Origin of the sequence: Pseudomonas sp. B10(2017), assembly GCF_002113295.1 — a bacterium.
GTDB classification, from domain to species: Bacteria; Pseudomonadota; Gammaproteobacteria; order Pseudomonadales; family Pseudomonadaceae; genus Aquipseudomonas; species Aquipseudomonas pudica.
The window spans coordinates 71,419-92,912 of the sequence record NZ_NEJU01000005.1 but is presented as its reverse complement, the minus strand read 5'-3'; the positions used below and the strand labels follow the sequence as shown (position 1 = coordinate 92,912).

18 protein-coding genes are annotated in these 21,494 nt (G+C 64.1%); 6 read left to right on the top strand and 12 right to left on the bottom strand.

Annotated elements, in window-relative coordinates; all coding sequences use genetic code 11:
* Positions 1-172 precede the first annotated feature (172 nt).
* On the top strand, positions 173-415 hold the full coding sequence (locus CAF92_RS08565; RefSeq protein WP_046615721.1) for a DUF465 domain-containing protein: 243 nt from the start codon (positions 173-175) through the stop codon (positions 413-415).
* A 1-nt stretch (position 416) separates the two neighbouring features.
* On the opposite strand, the gene CAF92_RS08560 is transcribed toward CAF92_RS08565, so the two are convergent.
* Positions 417-842, bottom strand: a complete 426-nt coding sequence (locus CAF92_RS08560) for a DUF1810 domain-containing protein (RefSeq protein WP_046615722.1) — start codon at positions 840-842, stop codon at positions 417-419.
* Positions 843-1,000: 158 nt separating this feature from the next.
* Between CAF92_RS08560 and zapE the strand changes: the two genes are divergently transcribed.
* Positions 1,001-2,071 (top strand): cell division protein ZapE, encoded by a 1,071-nt coding sequence (zapE, locus tag CAF92_RS08555; RefSeq protein WP_046615723.1) that lies wholly within the window; start codon positions 1,001-1,003, stop codon positions 2,069-2,071.
* A 127-nt stretch (positions 2,072-2,198) separates the two neighbouring features.
* On the opposite strand, the gene CAF92_RS08550 is transcribed toward zapE, so the two are convergent.
* Entirely contained in the window at positions 2,199-4,088 is a 1,890-nt protein-coding gene (locus CAF92_RS08550) for a propionyl-CoA synthetase (RefSeq protein ID WP_085600222.1), read from the bottom strand.
* Between the two features lie 180 nt (positions 4,089-4,268).
* Here CAF92_RS08550 and CAF92_RS08545 point away from each other — a divergent pair, with 180 nt between their 5' ends.
* Positions 4,269-5,135: a LysR family transcriptional regulator gene (locus CAF92_RS08545; protein ID WP_085600220.1), complete on the top strand. Its 867-nt coding sequence runs from the start codon at positions 4,269-4,271 to the stop codon at positions 5,133-5,135.
* On the opposite strand, the gene CAF92_RS08540 is transcribed toward CAF92_RS08545, so the two are convergent.
* The 5 genes from CAF92_RS08540 to CAF92_RS08520 form a co-directional block, all read right to left on the bottom strand.
* Complete coding sequence (locus tag CAF92_RS08540) at positions 5,109-6,263, bottom strand: HPP family protein (protein WP_085600218.1); 1,155 nt, start codon at positions 6,261-6,263, stop codon at positions 5,109-5,111. The genes CAF92_RS08545 and CAF92_RS08540 overlap by 27 nt on opposite strands.
* A 262-nt stretch (positions 6,264-6,525) precedes the next feature.
* Positions 6,526-7,845, bottom strand: coding sequence for a sensor histidine kinase (locus tag CAF92_RS08535; protein WP_046615726.1), 1,320 nt, complete (start codon positions 7,843-7,845; stop codon positions 6,526-6,528).
* The gene (locus tag CAF92_RS08530; protein ID WP_039614066.1) at positions 7,842-8,510 is read right to left on the bottom strand and encodes a response regulator transcription factor; all 669 of its coding nucleotides are present in this window, start codon (positions 8,508-8,510) and stop codon (positions 7,842-7,844) included. Before CAF92_RS08530 ends, CAF92_RS08535 begins: the two co-directional genes overlap by 4 nt.
* Entirely contained in the window at positions 8,511-8,825 is a 315-nt protein-coding gene (locus CAF92_RS08525; protein WP_085600216.1) for a PepSY domain-containing protein, read from the bottom strand.
* A complete protein-coding gene (locus tag CAF92_RS08520) occupies positions 8,825-9,136 on the bottom strand; it encodes a PepSY domain-containing protein (protein WP_085600213.1) in 312 nt (103 codons plus the stop codon). Before CAF92_RS08520 ends, CAF92_RS08525 begins: the two co-directional genes overlap by 1 nt.
* A gap of 273 nt (positions 9,137-9,409) precedes the next feature.
* Between CAF92_RS08520 and CAF92_RS08515 the strand changes: the two genes are divergently transcribed.
* Together CAF92_RS08515 and queD are read left to right on the top strand one after the other, a co-directional pair.
* Entirely contained in the window at positions 9,410-10,489 is a 1,080-nt protein-coding gene (locus CAF92_RS08515) for a hypothetical protein (protein ID WP_085600211.1), read from the top strand.
* Between the two features lie 53 nt (positions 10,490-10,542).
* Positions 10,543-10,899, top strand: coding sequence for a 6-carboxytetrahydropterin synthase QueD (gene queD / locus CAF92_RS08510; RefSeq protein WP_025338446.1), 357 nt, complete (start codon positions 10,543-10,545; stop codon positions 10,897-10,899).
* Positions 10,900-10,937: 38 nt separating this feature from the next.
* Here the strand turns inward: queD and CAF92_RS08505 are convergent, their stop codons facing one another.
* Positions 10,938-12,197: a hypothetical protein gene (locus tag CAF92_RS08505; RefSeq protein WP_085600209.1), complete on the bottom strand. Its 1,260-nt coding sequence runs from the start codon at positions 12,195-12,197 to the stop codon at positions 10,938-10,940.
* Between the two features lie 71 nt (positions 12,198-12,268).
* Positions 12,269-12,736, bottom strand: a complete 468-nt coding sequence (locus tag CAF92_RS08500; protein WP_161795747.1) for a DUF1289 domain-containing protein — start codon at positions 12,734-12,736, stop codon at positions 12,269-12,271.
* A 406-nt stretch (positions 12,737-13,142) separates the two neighbouring features.
* Between CAF92_RS08500 and acnB the strand changes: the two genes are divergently transcribed.
* Positions 13,143-15,752: a bifunctional aconitate hydratase 2/2-methylisocitrate dehydratase gene (gene acnB, locus CAF92_RS08495; protein ID WP_046615732.1), complete on the top strand. Its 2,610-nt coding sequence runs from the start codon at positions 13,143-13,145 to the stop codon at positions 15,750-15,752.
* A 177-nt stretch (positions 15,753-15,929) separates the two neighbouring features.
* Here acnB and prpD read toward each other — a convergent pair whose 3' ends face one another.
* The 3 genes from prpD to acnD all read right to left on the bottom strand — a co-directional run bounded on the left by prpD (position 15,930) and on the right by acnD (position 21,460).
* Positions 15,930-17,414, bottom strand: a complete 1,485-nt coding sequence (gene prpD / locus CAF92_RS08490) for a 2-methylcitrate dehydratase (RefSeq protein ID WP_085600207.1) — start codon at positions 17,412-17,414, stop codon at positions 15,930-15,932.
* A gap of 109 nt (positions 17,415-17,523) precedes the next feature.
* On the bottom strand, positions 17,524-18,714 hold the full coding sequence (gene prpF / locus CAF92_RS08485) for a 2-methylaconitate cis-trans isomerase PrpF (protein ID WP_046615734.1): 1,191 nt from the start codon (positions 18,712-18,714) through the stop codon (positions 17,524-17,526).
* 157 nt (positions 18,715-18,871) lie between these two features.
* The gene (gene acnD / locus CAF92_RS08480; protein WP_046615750.1) at positions 18,872-21,460 is read right to left on the bottom strand and encodes a Fe/S-dependent 2-methylisocitrate dehydratase AcnD; all 2,589 of its coding nucleotides are present in this window, start codon (positions 21,458-21,460) and stop codon (positions 18,872-18,874) included.
* Positions 21,461-21,494: the final 34 nt, after the last annotated feature.

Below are 21,494 nucleotides of genomic sequence, written 5' to 3'. Positions count from 1 at the left end.
ACTTTGGGTCTGTGAACCCCCTGATGAAAAAAAATTACCAAAAAACAGCGAGTTAGTCATTTTTGCGGTTGGCATGGTGACCATCCGTCGTTTTCCGCCCGCTTGGCTTCAACACAATCGCTTTCCTCCCTTCCAATCAGATGAGCCATCTGTATTGACCAAGGAGGACCCCATGCCTGTCTCCCACGACCTTTATCAGGACTTGCACTACCCGCGCGAAATCGTCCAGCAACGCCGTCAGCAGGACAAGGCACTGGATCGGCTGCTGGACGAATACATGGACATCGACAACCAGGTGCTGGCCGCCGAGTCGATCTCGGCGGGCAACTTCGAGGATGAAGACCTGCGCCGCCTGAAAGAACGTCGGCTGGCAGTGAAGTACATGATCGAGCGCCAACTGGAGCACAAGGGTTGAATCAACCCTGCAACATGGCCAGGGTCAGGGCGTCCGGCTCACCATCGTAGAACTGCACCAACGCCAGCTGGAACAGCGGGTTGCCGGGCGCTGCCTTGGCGAACAGGGTCAGGCACGAGCGCAACTTGAGGTGGTCGGGGCTGCCGAGCATTTCACGGGCGCTCTTGTCGCTGTGCTGCAGCAGCGCAGTCACGCAAGCCTCCAGGCGTGGGCCAAGCAGCGGATGAGCAAGGTAGGCACGGGCCTCGTCGATACCGGCCAGCGCATAGCGTTCGGCCATGGCGCTGTGGCCCAGGCCATCGACCTGCGGGAACACGTACCACATCCAGTGGCTGCGCTTGCGCCCGGTCTGCAGCTCCTGCATCACCTGGTCATACACAGGGTTCTGCGCCTCGACGAAACGCTGTAGATCATGGTCGGCGTGCATGCTCGTCCCTCCTCGAACCGATGCCAGCCTTTACTGTACGCCTGCACGGCAAACCTATCTCGTCAGGCGATGATTGCCGCGCAATTTCTGTATTGGTCAAAATGGCCGCCCTCGGGCAAGCTGCACACTGCCCCGCCATCGCCCAAGGAGCTTTGCTTTTGCCTGCCTGGATCCCTACCTCGCTACGTCAGCTTGGCCAACGCCTGCGCGGCGCCGCCGCCAACCAGAGTGAACTGCTCGGCTGGTTCGAGGACAAGGCGCACAGCCGCGGTTACCAGCTCAGCGACGGCCAACGCCGGGTGATCCACTGCATGGCCGAACAACTGGCGCAGCTCGAACAAGGCCAGCCTCGCAGCCTGTACCTTTACGGTTCGGTAGGCCGGGGCAAAAGCTGGCTGCTCGATGGCTTTTTCCAGGCCGTGCCGGTGCAAGCCAAGCTGCGTCTGCATTTCCATGACTTCTTCGCCCGCCTGCACCAGGGCATGCACCGCCACCGGGCGCTGGACGACGCATTGGGAGCGACCCTCGACGAACTGGTAGGCGATTGCAGGGTGCTGTGCTTTGACGAATTCCATGTGCACGACATTGGCGATGCCATGCTGCTCACCCGGCTGTTCAATGCGTTGTTCAGCCGTGGCGTGTTCCTGCTGGTGACGTCCAACTATGCACCTGAAGGGCTGCTGCCCAACCCGCTGTACCACGAGCGCTTCCTGCCGGTGATCCGCCTGATCAACAGCGCGATGGAAGTGCTGGAAGTGAGTGGCGATACCGATTTCCGCAGCCTGCCGGCCAACCGCGAGCATCAGCGCTTTACCCGGGGCCATTATGTGTGGCCGGGCAACGCAGCGCAGCGCCAGGCGTTGAATGTGCCCGAGCCGCAGCCGGTAATGCTGGAAGTGAACAAGCGCCCGCTGCGCGCGCTGGCCGTTGATGGCCGGCGGATTGTGCTTGGCTTTGACGACCTGTGCGAAAAGGCCACGGCAGTTATCGACTACCTGGTGCTGGCCGGGCAGTACGATGAGTGGATCATCGATGGGCTGGATGACTTGTCGGAATGTTCGCTGGCGGCGCAACAACGTTTCGTCAACCTGGTGGATGTGCTTTATGACCAGGATCGGCAGGTGCTGGTGATCGGCAAGCGGCCACTGGAAGAAAGCCTGGGCGGGCCGCTTGCCGACCTGATGCGAACGCGCAGCCGGTTGGGGCAGCTGCATCAGGTAGAGCCCTAGAACTGCATTGCCTGGGCCGGCCTCTTCGCGGGTAAACCCGCTCCGACAGGGATGTCACAGGCCTTGAGAACTGTGCAATACCTGTGGGAGCGGGTTTACCCGCGAAGAGGCCGGCAAAGTCAAAACATCAACCCGCCCTGGGCAAATCCGCCAGCACCGCCTCGATCTCCCCCAGCACCGCAGGGTCATCCAGGGTCGATGGCGGCACATAGTCCTGCCCGTCGGCAATCTTGCGCAACACCGCCCGCAGAATCTTCCCGGAGCGGGTCTTGGGCAGCCGCTTCACCAACCGCACTCGGTTGAAACACGCCAACGCGCCAATCTCCTCGCGCACGCTACCCACCAGGTCCACCAGCAACTGCGCCTCGGCAATGCCTTCGCCGTCCTTGAGCACCACCAGGGCCAACGGCACCTGCCCCTTGATCTCGTCATGCACACCAATCACCGCGCACTCGGCCACCGCTGGGTGGCGCGCCACCAGGTCCTCCATCTCGCCAGTGGACAGCCGGTGCCCGGACACGTTGATCACGTCATCCGTGCGCCCCATGATGTAGACGAAGCCGTCATCGTCCAGGTAGCCACCATCACCCGTGTGGTAATACCCCGGGTAGGTCCGCAGGTAGGCCTGCAGATAACGCTCATGGTCCCCCCACAGCGTCTGGCTGCACCCGGGCGGCAATGGCAGGGCGATGACGATCGAGCCCTGATGGTTCGGCCCCAGCAAGTGGCCCTCGTCATCCAGCACGCGCACGTGGTAGCCCGGCACCGCACGGTTGCTCGACCCTGGCTTCGCCGCGCTGCCTTCCAGCCCGACGCAGGGCGCGGTGACCGGCCAGCCGGTCTCGGTCTGCCACCAATGGTCGTGCACCGGCTTGCCACTGACCCGTTCCAGCCATTCGTGGGTGCTCGAATCCAGTTTCTCGCCAGCCAGGAACAGCTGGCGCAGCGAGCTCAGGTCGTGCTTGCGGATCAGCTCGCCCTCAGGGTCTTCCTTGCGGATGGCGCGCATGGCCGTAGGGGCGCAGAACAATGCGTTGACCTTGTATTGCTCCACCACCCGCCAATAGGCCGAGGCGTCCGGGGTGCGAATCGGCTTGCCTTCGTAGAACACTGTGGTGCAGCCGCTCATCAGCGGCCCATAGACGATCAGCGAATGGCCGACCACCCAGCCCACGTCGGATATGCCCCACCAAACATCGCCGGCCTGCATGCCGTAGATATGGCGCATGGCGTAGCACAGCGCCACGGCATTGCCGCCGTTTTCCCGCACGATGCCCTTGGGTTTGCCGGTGGTGCCAGAGGTATACATGATGTAAAGCGGGTCGCCCGCATCCAGTTCCACCGGTGCCACCGGCTCGGCTTCGGCCAATGCCGCCTGCCAGTCCAGGTCGCGGCCCGGATGCAGCTGGGCACGCGCCTGCGGGCGCTGCAGCACCAGCACATTGCGCGGCTGGTGACGGGCCAGTTGCAGGGCACGATCGACCAGCGGCTTGTATTCGATTACCCGCTCGAACTCCAGCCCGCAGGACGCCGTCAGCAGCAGCGTCGGCCGGGCATCGTCGATGCGCAAGGCCAGCTCGTTGGCGGCAAAGCCACCGAACACCACCGAGTGCACTGCGCCAATCCGCGCGCAGGCCAGCATGGCCATGGCCGCCTGCGGCACCATGGGCATGTAGATGATCACGCCATCGCCCTTGTTCACCCCCAACTGGCGCAACAAGCCGGCCAGTCGCGCCACCTCGTCGCGCAGTTGGTGATAGGTGTAGGCCTGCTGCACACCGGTCACCGGCGAGTCGTAAATCAGCGCCAACTGCTCGCCACGGCCCTGCTCGATCTGGTGATCGAGGGCCAGGTAACAGCTGTTCAGGCGGCCATCGGAAAACCAGCGGTGGGTGCCGTCGGCATTGTCTTGCAGCGTGAGGGCAGGCTTGCGGTGCCAGGCCAGATGCGCGGCCTGTTCCGCCCAGAACGCGGCAGGGTCGGAAATGGAATGGGCGTAGCTGTGCTGGTAGCTCATATCGAAAGAAACCCGGTACTTGTTGTTATTGAAGGGCGAAACTTGAGTATGGACCGCTACACCCGCGCCGCCATGGGACTAAAGTCACAACCGACCTGCAAATTTGCAGACAACGCAAAAACGCCCCACAACGGTGCAAAGCCTCTAGAATAGGCAGCCCCTTCAGCCACCGAGCAGCTCATGGACATCGATCAGGCCCGTACCTTTCTGGAAATCGTGCGTTGCGGCAGCCTGGTCGCCGCCGCCGAACGCCTGTTCGTGTCACAGACGGCGATCACCGCAAGGGTGCAGCGCCTGGAACAGCAACTGGGCTGCCAGCTGTTCGTGCGCAGCCGCAACGGCGCCAGCCTCACCAGCGACGGCGAGGCATTCGTCAGTTATGCCAACCAGATGGTGCAAACCTGGGAAGCGGCGCGGCGCGACCTGCCGCTGCCCGAGGGTTGCCAGCAAGTGCTGCACGTGGGCGGTGAGGTGAGCCTGGGCAACCCGATGCTGCTCGACTGGGTCAGTGCCCTGCACCGCGAGCTGCCCAGCCACGCCATCCGCAGCGAGGTGAGCGACGGCGAAGCGCTGCTGCGCAAGGTCGAGATGGGCCTGCTGGATGCCGCGCTGGTCTACCAGCCGACCTACGGTCCAGGCTTGCAGGTGGAGCAGTTGATGGAGGAGAAGCTGATTCGTGTGCGCCGGGTCAACCAGCCGGCCCCGTACATCTATATCGACTGGGGCGAAGCCTTCCGTCGCCAGCACGATGCCGCCCTGCCCGACTGCGCGCGCCCGGCGCTGAGCTTCAACCTGGGCCCGCTGGCCTTGCAGTTCATACTTGACCAGGGCGGCAGCGGCTACTTCCGCACGCGGGTGGTGCAGGCCTATCTGGACAGCGGGGTGTTCGAGCGGGTACCGCAGGCGCCAGAATTCACCTACCCGACCTTCCTGGTGTACCCGCGCAAGCGCGACAGCGAAGCCCTGCAACAGGCCTTCGCCATCCTGCGCCGGCTGGTGGCCGACGGCGCCAGCGACTGGTCACAACGCTGGGACCCGGTTATCTGAAGCCTCGGCCTTGCTGAGCAGCTGGCGCTTGAGGCCGGCGATCAGGTCGGTCTGGGTGATCACGCCCACCAACTGGTCGGCATCGAGCACCGGCAGGCAATGCAGGCCCTGTTCGCACAGCAACGGCAGCAAGCGCTCCAACGGGTGCTGGCTGCTGACGCTGATTACCCGGCGGCTCATCACCTGCTCCATGCGCACCGCCTTGCGGCCGAACAAACCGCGCCAACTGAAGCTACCACGCTGCATGGCCGGGCCGACCAGGTCGCTGAGGCTGACGATTCCCACCAGTTTGCCCTGCTGCAGCACCGGCAGGGTTTTCAGATGGTGGCTGGCCAGCAGTTTCCAGGCCTGCTCCAGAGTGGTATCGGGGGTGGCGAACTGCACGTCGCGGGACATCACCGAGGCTGCGGTGATGCCACCGAGGCTGCGCTGCAGGGCATGTTGCTCGGTGGCCAGGATGATGCGTTCCAGTTCGTCCCGGGTGACGTCGACGAACTCGCCCAGGTCTTCCAGGGCCTGGTCCAGGTCTTCCCCACGGATGCCTACCCGCTCGCTGGGCAGCGGGTCATGGGTGTGGTGCAGGTCCTTGCGCGGCACCGCGCCTTTCGGGTACCGCACGCCGGTAAGGCGGTTGTAGAGGATCGCCACCGCTACCAGAATCAGTGCATTGAGCAGCACCGGCTCCAGCAGGTGATCGCCCATGGCGGTCAGCCCCGGGTCGGCCAGCACCGCGCTCACCGCCACCCCGCCACCTGGCGGGTGCAGGCAGCGCAGCAGGCACATCACCAGGATCGAGATACCGAGGGCGGCAGCGGCCACCCACAACTCCGGGCCGAAGCCCTGGCGCATGGCCAGGCCGACCACACCGGCCAGGGCGTAGCTGCCCAGCACCGGCCAAGGCTGGGCCAACGGACCGGAGTGCACGGCGAACACCAGCACGGCCGAAGCCGCCAGCGGGCCGAGCAGGTGCAAGGCAATGCTGGGGCCATAGGCCATGCTGGTCAGCCAGCCGGCAAGGAACAGGCCGAGCAACGCGCCGATACCGGCACGCAACCATTCTTTGGGGGGAATATTCAGGGGCGCTGGCAACAGCCGCTGCAGACGACTTTCGGAACGCGAGGCAGACATGTAGGTAATCGGAATCTTTAGTTTTTCTGGTTGAAAAGAAAGCCCAGCCAAGGTGGCCTGGGCCTCGTATTGCGGTTGCAATAGCACAAGGGGCTCCGTCCGTGGAGAGATGGAAACCGCAGGGTTTCGTGTGGGAATTTTGCCGGGTGGGGTGGGATTGGGCTAATTCAAAAAAATGCGGCTGTACTGCAATTTTTTTGCAGTGGTGATATGGCCCACGGAGTCATGCTTGCCGGCGATGGGCCGCAAAGCGGCCCCGATATCACCGAGCCTTGCGCGGCAAGTCGATGCTTACCCGCAAGCCGCCCAGGGGGCTATCCAGCAGCGCCAGGCGCCCGCCCCAGGCCTCGACGATATCGCGCACGATGCCCAACCCCAGCCCGTGCCCGTCGACCTGCTCGTCCAGCCGCGAGCCGCGCTCCAGCACCTGTTGCCGCTGGCCTTCGGGGATACCGGGGCCATCATCATCGACCCACACCTGGTAGCCCTCGGCATTCGGCGCAATTCCCAGCCGTACCTCGCTGTCGGCCCACTTGCAGGCGTTGTCCAGCAGGTTGCCGAGCAGTTCCAGGAAGTCCTCCCGGTCCCACGGCAGCAGCAGCCCGGGCGGTACGTCCCTGGCCAGCAGCAGGCCCTCACCATGGATCATGCCCAGCGTCCCCAGCAACCCCGGCAGCTCGAGGTCGCAATCGAACTGTGCGCCAGGCAGCGCATCCCCCGCCAGGCGCGCACGGTTCAGCTCACGCGCCAGGCGTTGCTGAATCTGCTCCAGTTGCTCACGCATCTGCGTGCGAACATCCGGCAGGTCCTTCAGGCGCTCGCTGGAGGCCAGGCTCAGCAACACCGCCAGTGGCGTCTTCAGTGCATGGCCCAGATTGCCCAGGGCATTGCGGGAACGGCGCAGGCTGTCTTCGGTATGGCTCAGCAGGTGGTTGATCTGCCCCACCAGCGGCGCCAGTTCGCTGGGCACTTCGGCATCCAGCTGCGAACGCTGGCCCTGCTGCAACTGGGCGATCTGCTGGCGTGCCCGCTCCAGCGGCCGCAGCGAGCGGGTCACGGTGATGCGCTGCAACACCAGCACCAGGATCAGCGCCACCAGGCCCATGCCCAGGCCGATCTGCTGCAGGCGCCGGAAACCTTCGCGTACCGGTGAATAATCCTGTGCCACGCTGATCGAGATGTCCTGGCCCAGGCGCCGGTAATCGGCACGCAGGGCCAGCAGCTGCTGGCCTTCCGGGCCGAGTTCGTGGCTGTCGGAAAGGCCCGGCGCGGCGGGCTTGGGCATGTCCAGATCCCACAGCGAACGGGAACGCCAGGTGCCTTTATCGAAATCGATGCGGAAGTAATAGCCGGAAAACGGCCGCTGGTAGGCGGCCGAGATACGCCGCTCATCCAGCTGCAGGCCCGAAGGCCCGCGCACCAGGGCCACCAGCAGGTTTTCGCTTTCCTTGCGCAGGCCGTTCTCCAGGTAGCGCTGCAGGCCGACTTCGAACAGCCACAAGGTCAGCTGTGCCAGCACCAGACCGACCACCACCAGCACCGCCACCAGGCCCAGGCTCAGGCGCGCCTGGATCGACTTCACGCGGCGCTCCCGGCGTAGATGTAGCCTTGCCCGCGGCGGGTCTCGATGACGCTGCGGCCCAGCTTGCGTCGCAAGTGGTTGACGTGCACTTCCAGCACGTTGGAGTCGCGCTCGGTTTCACCGTCGTAGAGGTGCTCGGCCAGGTGGCTCTTGGACAGGATCTGCTGCGGATGCAGCATGAAGTAGCGCAGCAGCCGGAACTCGGCGGCGGTCAGCTGGATATCCACGCCGTCCCGGCTCACGCACTGCCGGCTTTCGTCCAGGTGCAGGCCGGCCGCTTCCAGCGTCGGCTGGTTGGCCAGGCCACGGGCACGGCGCAACAACGCCTGGATGCGCAACTGCAGCTCTTCGGGGTGGAAGGGTTTGCTCAGATAGTCATCGGCCCCGGCCTTCAGCCCTTCGATACGCTCGGCCCACGAGCCACGGGCAGTAAGGATCAACACCGGCGTGGCCAGGCCGGCAGCACGCCACTGGGCCAGCACTTCCAGGCCCGGCAGGCCCGGCAGGCCAAGGTCCAGGATGATCAAATCGTAGGGTTCGCTCTGGCCCTGGTACACCGCGTCACGGCCGTCGGCCAGCCAGTCCACGGCGTAGCCCTGGCGCTGCAGGCCGGCGGTCAGTTCATCGGCCAGCGGTACATTGTCCTCGACAAGCAACAGGCGCATTCAGTCGTCTTCCTCGTCTTTGAGCAGGGCACCGCTGCTGGCGTCGAGCTTGATCTCGCGCACCACGCCTTCAGCCGTCAGCAACTCGACTTCGTATTCGTAGCGATTGTCGTCTTCTTCCAGCTCGGCCTCCAGCAGGCGCGCCCCGGGGTGACGCCCCAGGGCGGTTTCCAGAAGATGCTCGAGCGGCAGGATGATGCCCTTCTGGCGCAGCTCCAGGGCTTCGTCCTGGTCCAGGTCGCGGGCAACGGCCAGGGAACACACGGCCAGCAGGGCCAGCGCGAGGTAGCGCGCCGGCCGCAGTAGGTGGATCATCAGTTGTCCCGCTCGTCCTTCAGCACTTCACCGGTCTTGGCGTCCAGCGCCACATCCCATTCGACGTTCTGCGTGTCGCGCAGCTCGACCTTGTAGATGTAGCGGCCGTACTCGTCTTCAAGCTCCGAGTCGGTGACGGTGGCACCTGGGTGCTTGGCCACGGCGGCGGCCTTGAGTTCGTCCAGCGACTTGACGGTCTTGGCATTGACCAGTTTGACCACTTCGTCGGGCTGCACATCCTTGGCGATGGCGGAATGGGCGCCCAGGGCAAGGGCGGCGGCTACGGTGAACAGGGCAGTCATGCGTTTCATCGTTCTTCTCTCCTGAGAACTGTGCAAGTTGTCTACGGGGTTAAGATTAACCACCGGTCCTTAATTCAACCTGAAAACAACTGGCGCCATGATAGCGCAGGTCAGGCTACTGTCTCGCCATCACCAAATACTGCGCGCCCCTGTGGGAGCGGCTTCACCCGCGAACACCGGCACAGCCGGTGCCATGCACCGCGCTGGATTCTTCGCGGCTAAAGCCACAGGGTATTCGTATGAAGCCCTATAATGACCCGCCTGCCGCCCAAGAGGTCCGCCATGAGCGCCATTCACATCAAATACCCCGCCCTGACCTTCAAGGCCGGCCAACGTGCCCTGCGGCAGGTCCGCGAGCGCGGCCTGCAGGCGGCCGATGTCGGAGTGCTGCCAGGTGCGGCTGGCGGGCCGAAGCCGCTGGGCATCCAGGGCCTGGACCTGGCGCTGTTCGGTGAGTGGCTACCGTCGGCACCACGCCAACGTGCGCTGATCGGCGCCTCGATCGGCGCCTGGCGCTTCGCCAGTGCCTGCCTCGACGACCCGGTCGCAGGCATCCGTCGTCTGGGCGAACTGTACACCGAGCAGGATTTCGCCAAGGGCGTCACCCCGGCCGAAATCAGCCGTAGCTGCCAACACATGCTGGATGACCTGCTGCAAGGCCGCGACGGCCAGCTGCTGGCCAACCCGCACTATCGCCTGAACATCCTGGTAGTGAAGAGCCATGGCCAGCTCGCCCACGACCATCGCGGCCGCCTGGGCTTCGGTCTGGGTTCTGTGATCGCCAGCAACTTGCTCGGCCGTTCACGCCTGGCCCGGCATTTCGAGCGCATCATCCTGCATGACGGCCGCGCCACGCCGCCGCTCGACGCACTGACCGACTTCCCCTCACGCTGCCTGCCGCTGGACCTGACCAACCTGCGCCATGCCCTGCTCGCCTCGGGCTCCATCCCCATGGTCATGGAGGGTGTGAAAGACATCCCCGGCGCAGGTGCAGGTACCTACCGCGACGGCGGCTTGCTCGACTACCACCTCGACCTGCCCTACCGTGGCGACGACCTGGTGCTGTACCCGCACTTCACCGACAAGGTCGTACCCGGCTGGTTCGACAAAGCCCTGCCCTGGCGCAAGGGCGATGCCACCCGCCTGCAGAACGTGCTGCTGATGACACCCTCGCCGCAGTACCTGGCGGCGCTGCCCTACGGCAAGCTGCCCGACCGCAACGACTTCAAGCGTTTCATGGGCGATGCGCCTGGCCGCAAGCGCTACTGGTACAAGGCCATTGCCGAGAGCCAGCGGCTGGGCGACGAGTTGCTGGAGCTGATTGCCACCGGGCGGTTGCATGAACGCCTGCAAGCCTTGTAGCGGCCATGCTGGTAGACTGCGCGCATTCTTGATTCACATAGAGTTATGACAGCGTGGAAATCTTCAAGGAATTCACATTCGAATCGGCCCATCGCCTGCCTCACGTCCCTGCCGGGCACAAATGTGGTCGCTTGCACGGCCACTCGTTCAAGGTCGGCCTGCACCTGACCGGCCCGCTCGACCCGCACACCGGCTGGATCCGGGACTTCGCCGAGATCAAGGCGATCTTCAAGCCGATCTACGAGCAACTGGACCATAACTACCTGAACGACATTCCTGGCCTGGAAAACCCCACCAGCGAAGTGATCGCCAAGTGGATCTGGGACCAGGTCAAACCGCTGCTGCCGGAACTGTCGAAGGTCCGCATCCACGAGACCTGCACCAGTGGCTGCGAGTACAGCGGTGACTGAACCCTGGCAAGGGCGCTGTATCAGCGCCCTTGCGCCCCCTAGAACCTGGCTGAGGTTTCCACTACCTGCACAGTCAGGGATCCTTCTTCACCCAGCGCCTCCGTCCCCAGCCTGCGTTCGGCACGATCTGCCAGCTTCACGACACGGCCACTGCTGTGCCGGAGCTTCACGTTGGCCACTGTTGCCCCCACTTGCAAGGCAGCCGGGTCCAACCCGTCCAGATGCCAGAGAAAATCCGCCTCTGCACGATTCGCCTGCCAACGCTGCGCCAGGTTCATGGTCCAGCCTTTCTGTTTGCGAAGGGTGAAGTTCAAGCGCCGACCACGCTTGTCGAGCGGCCAGACTTCGTACGCATACACCCCGTTACTGAGGTAGGCAGCAAACCAGAAACGCTCGCATGCCGGGCGGGTTTCACCCTCGCGCCAACGCATACCCAAAGCATCGGCCTGCTCCACACTCAACCTTGCCCGTGGGTTCCACTCCGAGCCTTCGTCAAAACGAGCTGCCACCAAGCCCTGCAGGCCGTCAGTGGAGCCGGTAGGCCCGGCTGGTGTTCCGTCGGCCCGCCAGTACAGGCTGGCGATGAAACTGTGCTCTGCCTTGAACACATGACTGCTGCCTGCGCGCTGCAGGCCCGAGCCCCAGGCGACCTCACGCGCTTCATGGGCGTAGTCCAGCACTTCCAGGGCCATCAGGCCCGGTTGGCCGGACAACGTGTTTATAAGCCACGCCCCCCGGTTGGCCAAGCGTCTGGCCCGTTGCCCGGCGGCGTTGACCAGAACGACATTGCATAACCGCGCCCCGCGCTTGATATCCTCGTGGTTCATACCCGACAGGCTCCAAAGGTGCTGCGGGTCGGTCAGACGCTGGCGCCCGGCCGCCGCCTCGGTCTGGTCCTTGACGCCTGCATAGCCTGACAGCGCGCCCGGGTTACCGTGGACAATCCGGTTCAGCGGTTTCCAGTTCCGGTCATAAGGCCGTATTTCATAACGCAGCGTCGCACCGGTTCGGTCTGTACCGCTGATATAGGCACCGAACCAGAACAGCTCGCCATAGACATGACCGGGCTTGGTATAGCTCCAAGTCTGCAGTCGCAATTGCCCTGTGCCTTCGGGCTCGGCCCGCAGGTACCTGTACCAGTGATCGTTGTGAAGCGCGGCCCCGCCGTAATGCAGCCACATGGGAGCGAGCTTGGCGATCGAAGCGTCCCACTGATCGGCGCGCAGGACCTCATCGCTCAGCTGCCACCAGCAGCGAGCCAGAAAGGAAAATTCCGGATGGTAGACATAGTCACTCATGGGCGCTTCCTGTACATGGAAAACGCCGGACACTACGCGAGAAATGCCGCCCGAAATCAGCGGGAAACAGCCTACTCCAAAGCCTGTTGCAGGAACGCCGGGGCGATGTAGCGCTGGTAATGCGCCTCGGACAGCAGGAAGAACTCGCGGTCGATGGCGTCGCGCAACTGCGGCAGCTCCCAGTCGCGGAATTCCGGCAAAAGCACCATGCCATAGGCCTCCAGGTCACGGATCATTCGCGCTCCGCGGGCAATCAGCTGGTACGCCCAGCAGTATTCCGACTGCTGCTCGACAAAGCGGATGGAACGCTGCTCCAGTTGCTGGCGCAGCAGGCCTTTATCGAACACCTCCAGCTTGGCCATCATCACCTGCACCAGCAGCTGCTCAAGGCGCAGCCACACGGCGCGCTTCTGCGCATCGTCGTAGCCGTTCCAGTTGATCACTTCGTGGTGGAACCGCTTGCAGCCACGGCAAACCGTGTCCCCGTACACCGTGGAGCACAGGCCGACACAAGGGGTCTTGATGGACTTGTTGGACATGAAAAACAACAGCTTGGCGGTGGAACACGGTCCCATGTTAGCCCTTTGTCTAACCAGGGTCACTCGTTAAAGTCATCTTCGCCGCCTTACCTTCGGGCTTTTTTTGCCGTAGAATCATCCGGCCTTTTCAAAGGCAACAATGTCCGTTGGAAGCTGTTTTCAAAGCGTCACGAGCACAGTTCATCCGGTAGAACGGCGTTGGCCCGGGCCATGCATCCCTCGCATGCCCGTGCCAGCCCTCATCAGCTCCCCGTTCTGCTGGCGTAAAACTTTGAAAGCAGCTTCTGTAAGGATTCTTTGCGACTCTGGCTGGGCGGCCCACAAAGCCGTGGCAGCGCATGGGTGCATTGAATGCTGGATGAGCGTCCCGGACCCCCTTTAGGGACCACTGATGAGGGAAATAACTGTGCTTGAAGCCTACCGCAAACACATCGAAGAGCGTGCCGCCCTGGGTATCGTGCCCCAGCCGCTGAACGCCGAACAAACTGCAGGCCTGGTCGAGCTGCTGAAAAACCCGCCGGCCGGCGAAGAAGCCTTCCTCGTAGACCTGATCACCAACCGCGTACCGCCAGGGGTCGACGAAGCCGCCTACGTCAAGGCCGCTTTCCTCTCCGCCGTCGCCAAGGGCGAAGCCAAGTCGCCACTGATCGACCGCAAGCACGCCACCGAACTGCTGGGCACCATGCAGGGCGGCTACAACATCGAAACGCTGGTCGCACTGCTGGATGACGCCGAACTGGGCGCCGTCGCGGCCGAACAGCTCAAGCACACCCTGCTGATGTTCGATGCCTTCCACGACGTGGCCGAAAAAGCCAAGGCCGGCAACGTTCACGCCAAGACCGTGCTGGAATCCTGGGCTGCCGGCGAGTGGTTCACCTCGCGTCCGGCCATCGCCGACAAGTACACCCTGACCGTGTTCAAGGTGCCTGGCGAAACCAACACCGACGACCTGTCCCCTGCTCCGGACGCCTGGTCGCGCCCTGACATCCCGCTGCATGCCCTGGCCATGCTGAAGATGGCCCGCGACGGCATCGAGCCGCAGCAGCCTGGCTCGGTCGGCCCGCTGGCCCAGATCGAAGCCGTCAAGGCCAAAGGCTTCCCGGTTGCCTACGTCGGTGACGTGGTCGGTACCGGTTCCTCGCGCAAATCCGCCACCAACTCGGTGCTGTGGTTCTTCGGCGACGATATCCCGTACGTGCCGAACAAGCGCGCCGGTGGCTTCTGCTTCGGCACCAAGATCGCCCCGATCTTCTACAACACCATGGAAGACGCCGGCGCCCTGCCGATCGAATTCGACTGCACCAACCTGGCCATGGGCGACGTCATCGACGTTTACCCGTTCAAGGGCGAAGTACGCCGTCACGGTAGCGACGAACTGGTCACCAACTTCGAGCTGAAAACCGAAGTGCTGCTGGATGAAGTCCGCGCTGGCGGCCGTATCCCGCTGATCGTCGGCCGCGGCCTGACCGAAAAAGCCCGTGCCGAACTGGGCCTGGGTGCTTCCGACCTGTTCAAGAAGCCGGAGCAGCCTGCCGATTCGGGCAAGGGCTTCACCCTGGCACAGAAAATGGTCGGCCGTGCCTGCGGCCTGCCAGAAGGCCAGGGCGTGCGCCCAGGCGCCTACTGCGAGCCGAAGATGACCACCGTCGGTTCCCAGGACACCACTGGCCCGATGACCCGCGACGAGCTGAAAGACCTGGCGTGCCTGGGCTTCTCCGCTGACCTGGTGATGCAGTCGTTCTGCCACACCGCGGCCTATCCGAAGCCGATCGACGTCACCACCCACCACACCCTGCCAGACTTCATCCGCACCCGTGGCGGCGTGTCGCTGCGCCCTGGCGACGGCATCATCCACAGCTGGCTGAACCGCATGCTGATGCCTGACACCGTGGGTACCGGTGGCGACTCGCACACCCGCTTCCCGATCGGCATCTCGTTCCCGGCAGGTTCCGGCCTGGTGGCCTTCGCCGCCGCCACCGGCGTCATGCCGCTGGACATGCCAGAATCCGTGCTGGTGCGCTTCAAGGGCAAACTGCAGCCAGGCATCACCCTGCGTGACCTGGTCCACGCCATCCCTTACTACGCCATCCAGAAGGGCCTGCTGACCGTCGAGAAGAAGGGCAAGAAGAACATCTTCTCCGGCCGCATCCTCGAGATCGAAGGCCTGAACGAGCTGACCGTCGAGCAAGCCTTCGAGCTGTCCGACGCCTCGGCCGAGCGTTCCGCTGCCGGTTGCACCATCAAGCTGCCAGAGAAGGCCATCGCCGAGTACCTGCAGTCCAACATCACCCTGCTGCGCTGGATGATCGGCGAAGGCTACGGCGATGCCCGCACCCTGGAGCGCCGCGCCCAGGCCATGGAAGCCTGGCTGGCCAAGCCTGAGCTGCTGTCGGCCGACGCCGATGCCGAATACGCCGAAATCATCGAAATCGACCTGGCCGAGGTGAAAGAGCCTGTGCTCTGCGCGCCGAACGACCCGGACGATGCCCGCCTGCTGTCTTCGGTACAGGGCGAGAAGATCGACGAAGTGTTCATCGGTTCGTGCATGACCAACATCGGCCACTTCCGTGCTGCCGGCAAGCTGCTGGACAAGGTCAAGGGCGGCATCCCGACCCGTCTGTGGCTGGCTCCGCCAACCAAGATGGACGCTCACCAGCTGACCGAAGAAGGTTACTACGGCATCTACGGCAAGGCTGGCGCGCGCATGGAAATGCCAGGCTGCTCGCTGTGCATGGGTAACCAGGCACGTGTGCAGACCGGTTCGACCGTGGTCTCCACCTCGACCCGTAACTTCCCGAACCGTCTGGGCGACGCCACCAACGTGTACCTGGCATCGGCCGAGCTGGCTGCTGTCGCTTCGATCATCGGCAAGCTGCCGACCGTCGAAGAGTACATGCAGTACGCGAAGGACATCGACAGCATGGCTGCCGACGTTTACCGCTACCTGAGCTTCGACCAGATCGCCGAGTTCCGCGAAGCGGCAGCCAACGCCAAGATCCCGGTGGTTCAGGCGTAAGCTGAGTTGTAGGATGTAAAGGAAAGCCCCGGCAGAAATGTCGGGGCTTTCTTGTTTCAACCTGTACCGGCCTCTTCGCGGCTAAAGCCGCTCCCCACAGTGCCCCCACAGTTGTCGAGGACTGCGCAGGACCATGTGGGAGCGGCTTTAGCCGCGAAGAGGCCAGCACAGGCAACCTCACATCACGAACAGGTCGACAAACCTGTGCACCGCCATCTGTTCCAGCTTTTGCTGGTCCTTGCACACCTCAAGAATCTCCCCACACCGCTGCCGCGCAAAGCGCGTCGCCAGGTTGTCCCTGAACTTGGCCTCCAGCAACGGTATGCCCTCCCCTCGCCGCCGGCGATGCCCGATCGGGTATTCCACCACCACCTGATCGGTACTGCTGCCATCCTTGAAGAACACCTGCAGCGCGTTGGCGATCGAGCGTTTGTCCGGCTCCAGGTATTCACGGCTGAAGCGCGGGTCTTCCACCACCTCCATCTTCTCGCGCAGGCGGTCGATACTGGGATGGTTGGCATGGAAGGTGTCTTCGTAATGCTCGGCCACCAGATGACCGAAAATCAGCGGCACCGCCACCATGTACTGCAGACAGTGATCGCGGTCGGCGGCATTGGCCAGCGGGCCGCTCTTGGAAATGATGCGGATTGCCGACTCCTGGGTGGTAATGACGATACGGTCGATTTCGTGCAGGCGGTTACGCACCAGTGGATGCAGGGTTACCGCTGCCTCGCATGCGGTCTGGGCGTGGAACTCGGCCGGGAAACTGACCTTGAACAGCACGTTCTCCATCACGTAGCTGCCCAGGGCCTGCGGCACGCGCAGCTCTTGCTGCTCGGACGGCTTGAGCGCAAGGTCCTTGTTGGTGTGGCTGAACAGCACATCGTAGAAGCCCCACTGTGGCGCAGTGAGTACACCCGGCACGCCCATCTCGCCACGCAAGGCAATATCGGCCAGGCGCACGCCACGGCTGGAAGCATCACCGGCGGCCCACGATTTGCGCGAACCGGCGTTGGGCGCATGGCGGTAGGTACGCAGCGCCTGGCCGTCGACGAAGGCGTGGGACAAGGCACTCAGCATCTGCTCACGGCTGGCCCCCATCAGCCTGGCGCACACGGCGGTGGAGGCCACCTTGACCAGTATCACGTGGTCGAGGCCAACACGGTTGAAGGCGTTTTCCAGCGCCAGTACGCCCTGGATCTCGTGAGCCATGACCATGGCTTCGAGCACATCACGCATCAGTAGCGGTGTTTCACCTGCGGCCACGCGCTTCTGGGAAAGGTGATCGGCAACGGCCAGGATGCCCCCTAGGTTGTCCGAGGGGTGGGCCCATTCGGCGGCCAGCCAGGTATCGTTGTAATCCAGCCAGCGCACCGTGCAACCGATGTCCCAGGCGGCCTTGACCGGGTCCAGGCGGTAGGCGGTGCCGGGGACGCGGGCGCCGTTGGGCACAAAGGTGCCTTCCACCTGGGGGCCCAGTAGTTTGGTGCATTCGGGGAAGCGCAGGGCCAGCAGGCCGCAGCCGAGGGTATCCATCAGGCAGTTGCGTGCGGTGTCCAGGGCTTCGGCGGATTCGACCCGGTACGTGAGGGCGTAATCGGCGAGGGTTTGCAGCACCCGGTCGTAGTCCGGGCGGGCGTTGAGGTCTACGTTGGCGCTCATATCCAGCTCCCTTCAGAATTGCCGGGGCTGCGGTGCGCCCCTTCGCGGACAAGCCCGCGAAGGGGCGCAAAGCGGCCCCAACGAACTAAAGCCGAGCGCCAGTGGTGCGTTAGAAGCTATCGCCAGGCACGCGAACCCAGCCCTCCATCAGCACGCGAGCACTGCGGCTCATGATTGCCTTGGTCACTGTCCATTCACCATTCACCTGGCGCGCCTCGGCCCCCACCCGCAGGGTGCCCGAGGGGTGGCCGAAACGCACGGCGCTGCGCTCGCCCCCGCCTGCGGCGAGGTTGACCAGCGTGCCCGGAATGGCCGCCGCGGTGCCGATGGCCACCGCGGCCGTCCCCATCATTGCATGGTGCAGCTTGCCCATCGACAAGGCCCGTACCAGCAAGTCGATATCACCTGCCTGCACCGCTTTGCCACTGGACGCAGTGTAGGTGCTCGGCGGCGCGACGAAAGCCACTTTCGGTGTGTGCTGACGCCCGGCAGCCTGGTCGACGTTGTCGATCAGGCCCATGCGTACGGCACCATAGGCGCGAATCGTCTCGAAGCGCAGCAGCGCCTGCGCGTCGCCGTTGATGGCGTCCTGCAGTTCGGTGCCGGTGTAGCCGATATCCGCCGCATTGACGAAGATGGTCGGGATACCGGCATTGATCAGGGTCGCCTTGAACGTCCCGACACCTGGCACATCGAGGTCATCGACCAGATTGCCGGTGGGGAACATCGCCCCGCCGTCGCCATCTTCATCGGCCGCCGGGTCGAGGAACTCCAGCTGCACCTCTGCAGCCGGGAAGGTCACCCCGTCCAGCTCGAAGTCGCCGGTTTCCTGCACTTCTCCCTCGGTGATCGGCACATGGGCGATGATGGTCTTGCCGATGTTGGCCTGCCAGATGCGCACGGTGGCGATGCCGTTGCGCGGAATGCGTGCCGGGTCGACCAGGCCGCTGCTGATGGCGAACGATCCGACCGCGGCGGAGAGGTTGCCGCAATTGCCGCTCCAGTCGACGAAGGCCTTGTCGATGCTGACCTGGCCGAACAGGTAGTCGACATCGTGTTCAGGCTTGATGCTTTGCGACAGGATCACGGTCTTGCTGGTGCTCGAAGTGGCACCGCCCATGCCGTCGATCTGCTTGCCATAGGGGTCGGGGCTGCCGATCACCCGCAGCAGCAGTGCATCACGGGCAGGGCCGGGGATCTGCGCCTGCTCGGGCAGGTCTTGCAGGCGGAAGAACACGCCTTTGCTGGTGCCGCCACGGATGTAGGTGGCGGGGATTTTTACTTGCGGTACATGAGCCATGGATGTGCTGTCCTGTCTGATAGGCATAAAAACCCGGGGCTGCCATGCAGCCCATCGCCGGCAAGCCAGCTCCCACAGGAACCCAGCTGGCTGCAGGATGTGCAATCCCTGTGGGAGCTGGCTTGCCGGCGATGGGCCGCAAAGCGGCCCCCTGCAATTAGGCGGTCGCTTCGAGGAAGTCCTGGGCGAAGCGCTGCAGCACGCCGCCGGCTTCGTAGATCGACACTTCCTCGGCGGTATCCAGACGGCAGGTCACCGGTACCTCCAGACGCTCGCCGTTGGCGCGAGTAACCACCAGGGTCAGCGTCGCCCGCGGCGTACGCGCGCCCAGTACGTCATAGGTCTCGCTGCCATCCAGGCCGAGGGTCTTGCGGTCGGTGCCCGGCTTGAACTCCAGCGGCAGCACGCCCATGCCCACCAGGTTGGTACGGTGAATACGCTCGAAGCCTTCGGCGACGATCGCTTCGACACCGGCCAGGCGCACGCCCTTGGCCGCCCAGTCACGGGACGAACCCTGACCGTAGTCGGCACCGGCGACGATGATCAGCGGCTGCTTGCGCTCCATGTAGGTCTCGATCGCCTCCCACATGCGGGTGACCTTGCCTTCCGGCTCGATACGCGCCAGCGAGCCCTGCTTCACGCTGCCGTCTTCCTTGCGCACCATTTCGTTGAACAGCTTGGGGTTGGCAAAGGTAGCGCGCTGGGCGGTCAGGTGGTCGCCACGGTGGGTAGCGTAGGAGTTGAAGTCCTCCTCCGGCAGGCCCATCTTTGCCAGGTACTCGCCGGCAGCGCTGTCGAGCATGATGGCGTTGGACGGCGACAGGTGGTCGGTGGTGATGTTGTCCGGCAGCACTGCCAGCGGGCGCATGCCGCGCAGGGTACGTTCGCCGGCCAAGGCACCTTCCCAGTACGGCGGGCGGCGGATGTAGGTGCTCATCGGGCGCCAGTCGTACAGCGGTGCCACCTTCGGCCCACGGTCTTCCTCGATGGCGAACATCGGGATGTACACCTTGCGGAACTGCTCCGGCTTGACCGCGGCACGCACCACGGCGTCGATCTCTTCGTCGCTGGGCCAGATGTCCTTGAGGCGGATTTCCTTGCCATCGACCACACCCAGCACATCCTTCTCGATGTCGAAGCGGATGGTACCGGCGATGGCGTAGGCCACCACCAGTGGCGGCGAGGCGAGGAAAGCCTGCTTGGCATACGGGTGGATGCGCCCGTCGAAGTTGCGGTTGCCCGACAGCACGGCAGTGGCGTACAGGTCACGGTCGATGATTTCTTGCTGGATCACCGGGTCCAGGGCGCCGGACATGCCGTTGCAGGTAGTGCAGGCGAAGGCGACGATGCCAAAGCCGAGCTGTTCCAGCTCCTTCTCCAGCCCGGCCTCTTCCAGGTACAGCTGCACGGCCTTGGAGCCAGGCGCCAGCGACGACTTGACCCACGGCTTGCGGGCCAGGCCCAGCTTGTTGGCATTGCGCGCCAGCAGGCCTGCGGCAATCACGTTGCGCGGGTTGCTGGTGTTGGTGCAGCTGGTGATGGCGGCAATGATCACCGCGCCATCAGGCATTTGCCCCGGCACTTCTTCCCAGCTGCCGGCGATGCCCTTGGCCGCCAGGTCGCTGGTGGCAACGCGGGCATGCGGGTTGGACGGGCCGGCCATGTTGCGTACCACGCTCGACAGGTCGAAGCTCAGGGTGCGCTCGTAGACTGCGCCGCCCAGGCTGTCGGCCCACAGGCCGGCGGCCTTGGCATAGGTTTCCACCAGCTTGACCTGCTGTTCTTCGCGGCCGGTCAGGCGCAGGTAGTCGATGGTCTGCTGGTCGATGGCGAACATCGCCGCAGTGGCGCCATATTCCGGGGCCATGTTGGAGATGGTGGCGCGGTCGCCCAGGGTCAGGGCACGGGCACCCTCGCCGTGGAACTCCAGGTAGGCGCCGACGACTTTCTGCTTGCGCAGGAATTCGGTCAGGGCCAGCACCAGGTCGGTAGCAGTGATGTTCGGCGCCAGCTTGCCGGTCAGCTCGACGCCGACGATTTCCGGCAGGCGCATCCACGAGGCACGGCCGAGCATCACGTTCTCGGCTTCCAGGCCACCCACGCCGATGGCGATCACGCCCAGGGCGTCGACATGCGGGGTGTGGCTGTCGGTGCCGACGCAGGTGTCCGGGTAGGCCACGCCACGGTCGTTGTGGATCACCGGCGACATCTTCTCCAGGTTGATCTGGTGCATGATGCCGTTGCCCGGCTGGATCACGTCGACGTTCTTGAACGCCTTCTTGGTCCAGTTGATGAAGTGGAAGCGGTCTTCGTTGCGGCGGTCTTCGATGGCGCGGTTCTTTTCGAAGGCCTGCGGGTCGAAACCACCGCACTCGACGGCCAGCGAGTGGTCGACGATCAGCTGCACCGGCACCACTGGGTTGACCTGGGCCGGGTCGCCGCCTTTGTCGGCAATGGCGTCACGCAGGCCGGCGAGGTCAACCAGTGCGGTCTGGCCGAGAATATCGTGGCATACCACGCGGGCCGGGAACCACGGGAAGTCGAGGTCGCGCTTGCGCTCGATCAGCTGGCCCAGCGAGGCGTCGAGGGTAGCCGGGTCGCAGCGACGCACCAGGTTTTCGGCGAGTACGCGAGAGGTGTAAGGCAGGCCGTCGTAGGCGCCAGGCTTGATTGCCTCGACCGCCGCGCGGGCATCGAAGTAGTCCAGGTCGGTGCCTGGCAGGTGCTTGCGGAATGCTGTGTTCATATCGTTATCAGGCTCGGTCACGGTATTCGGGGGC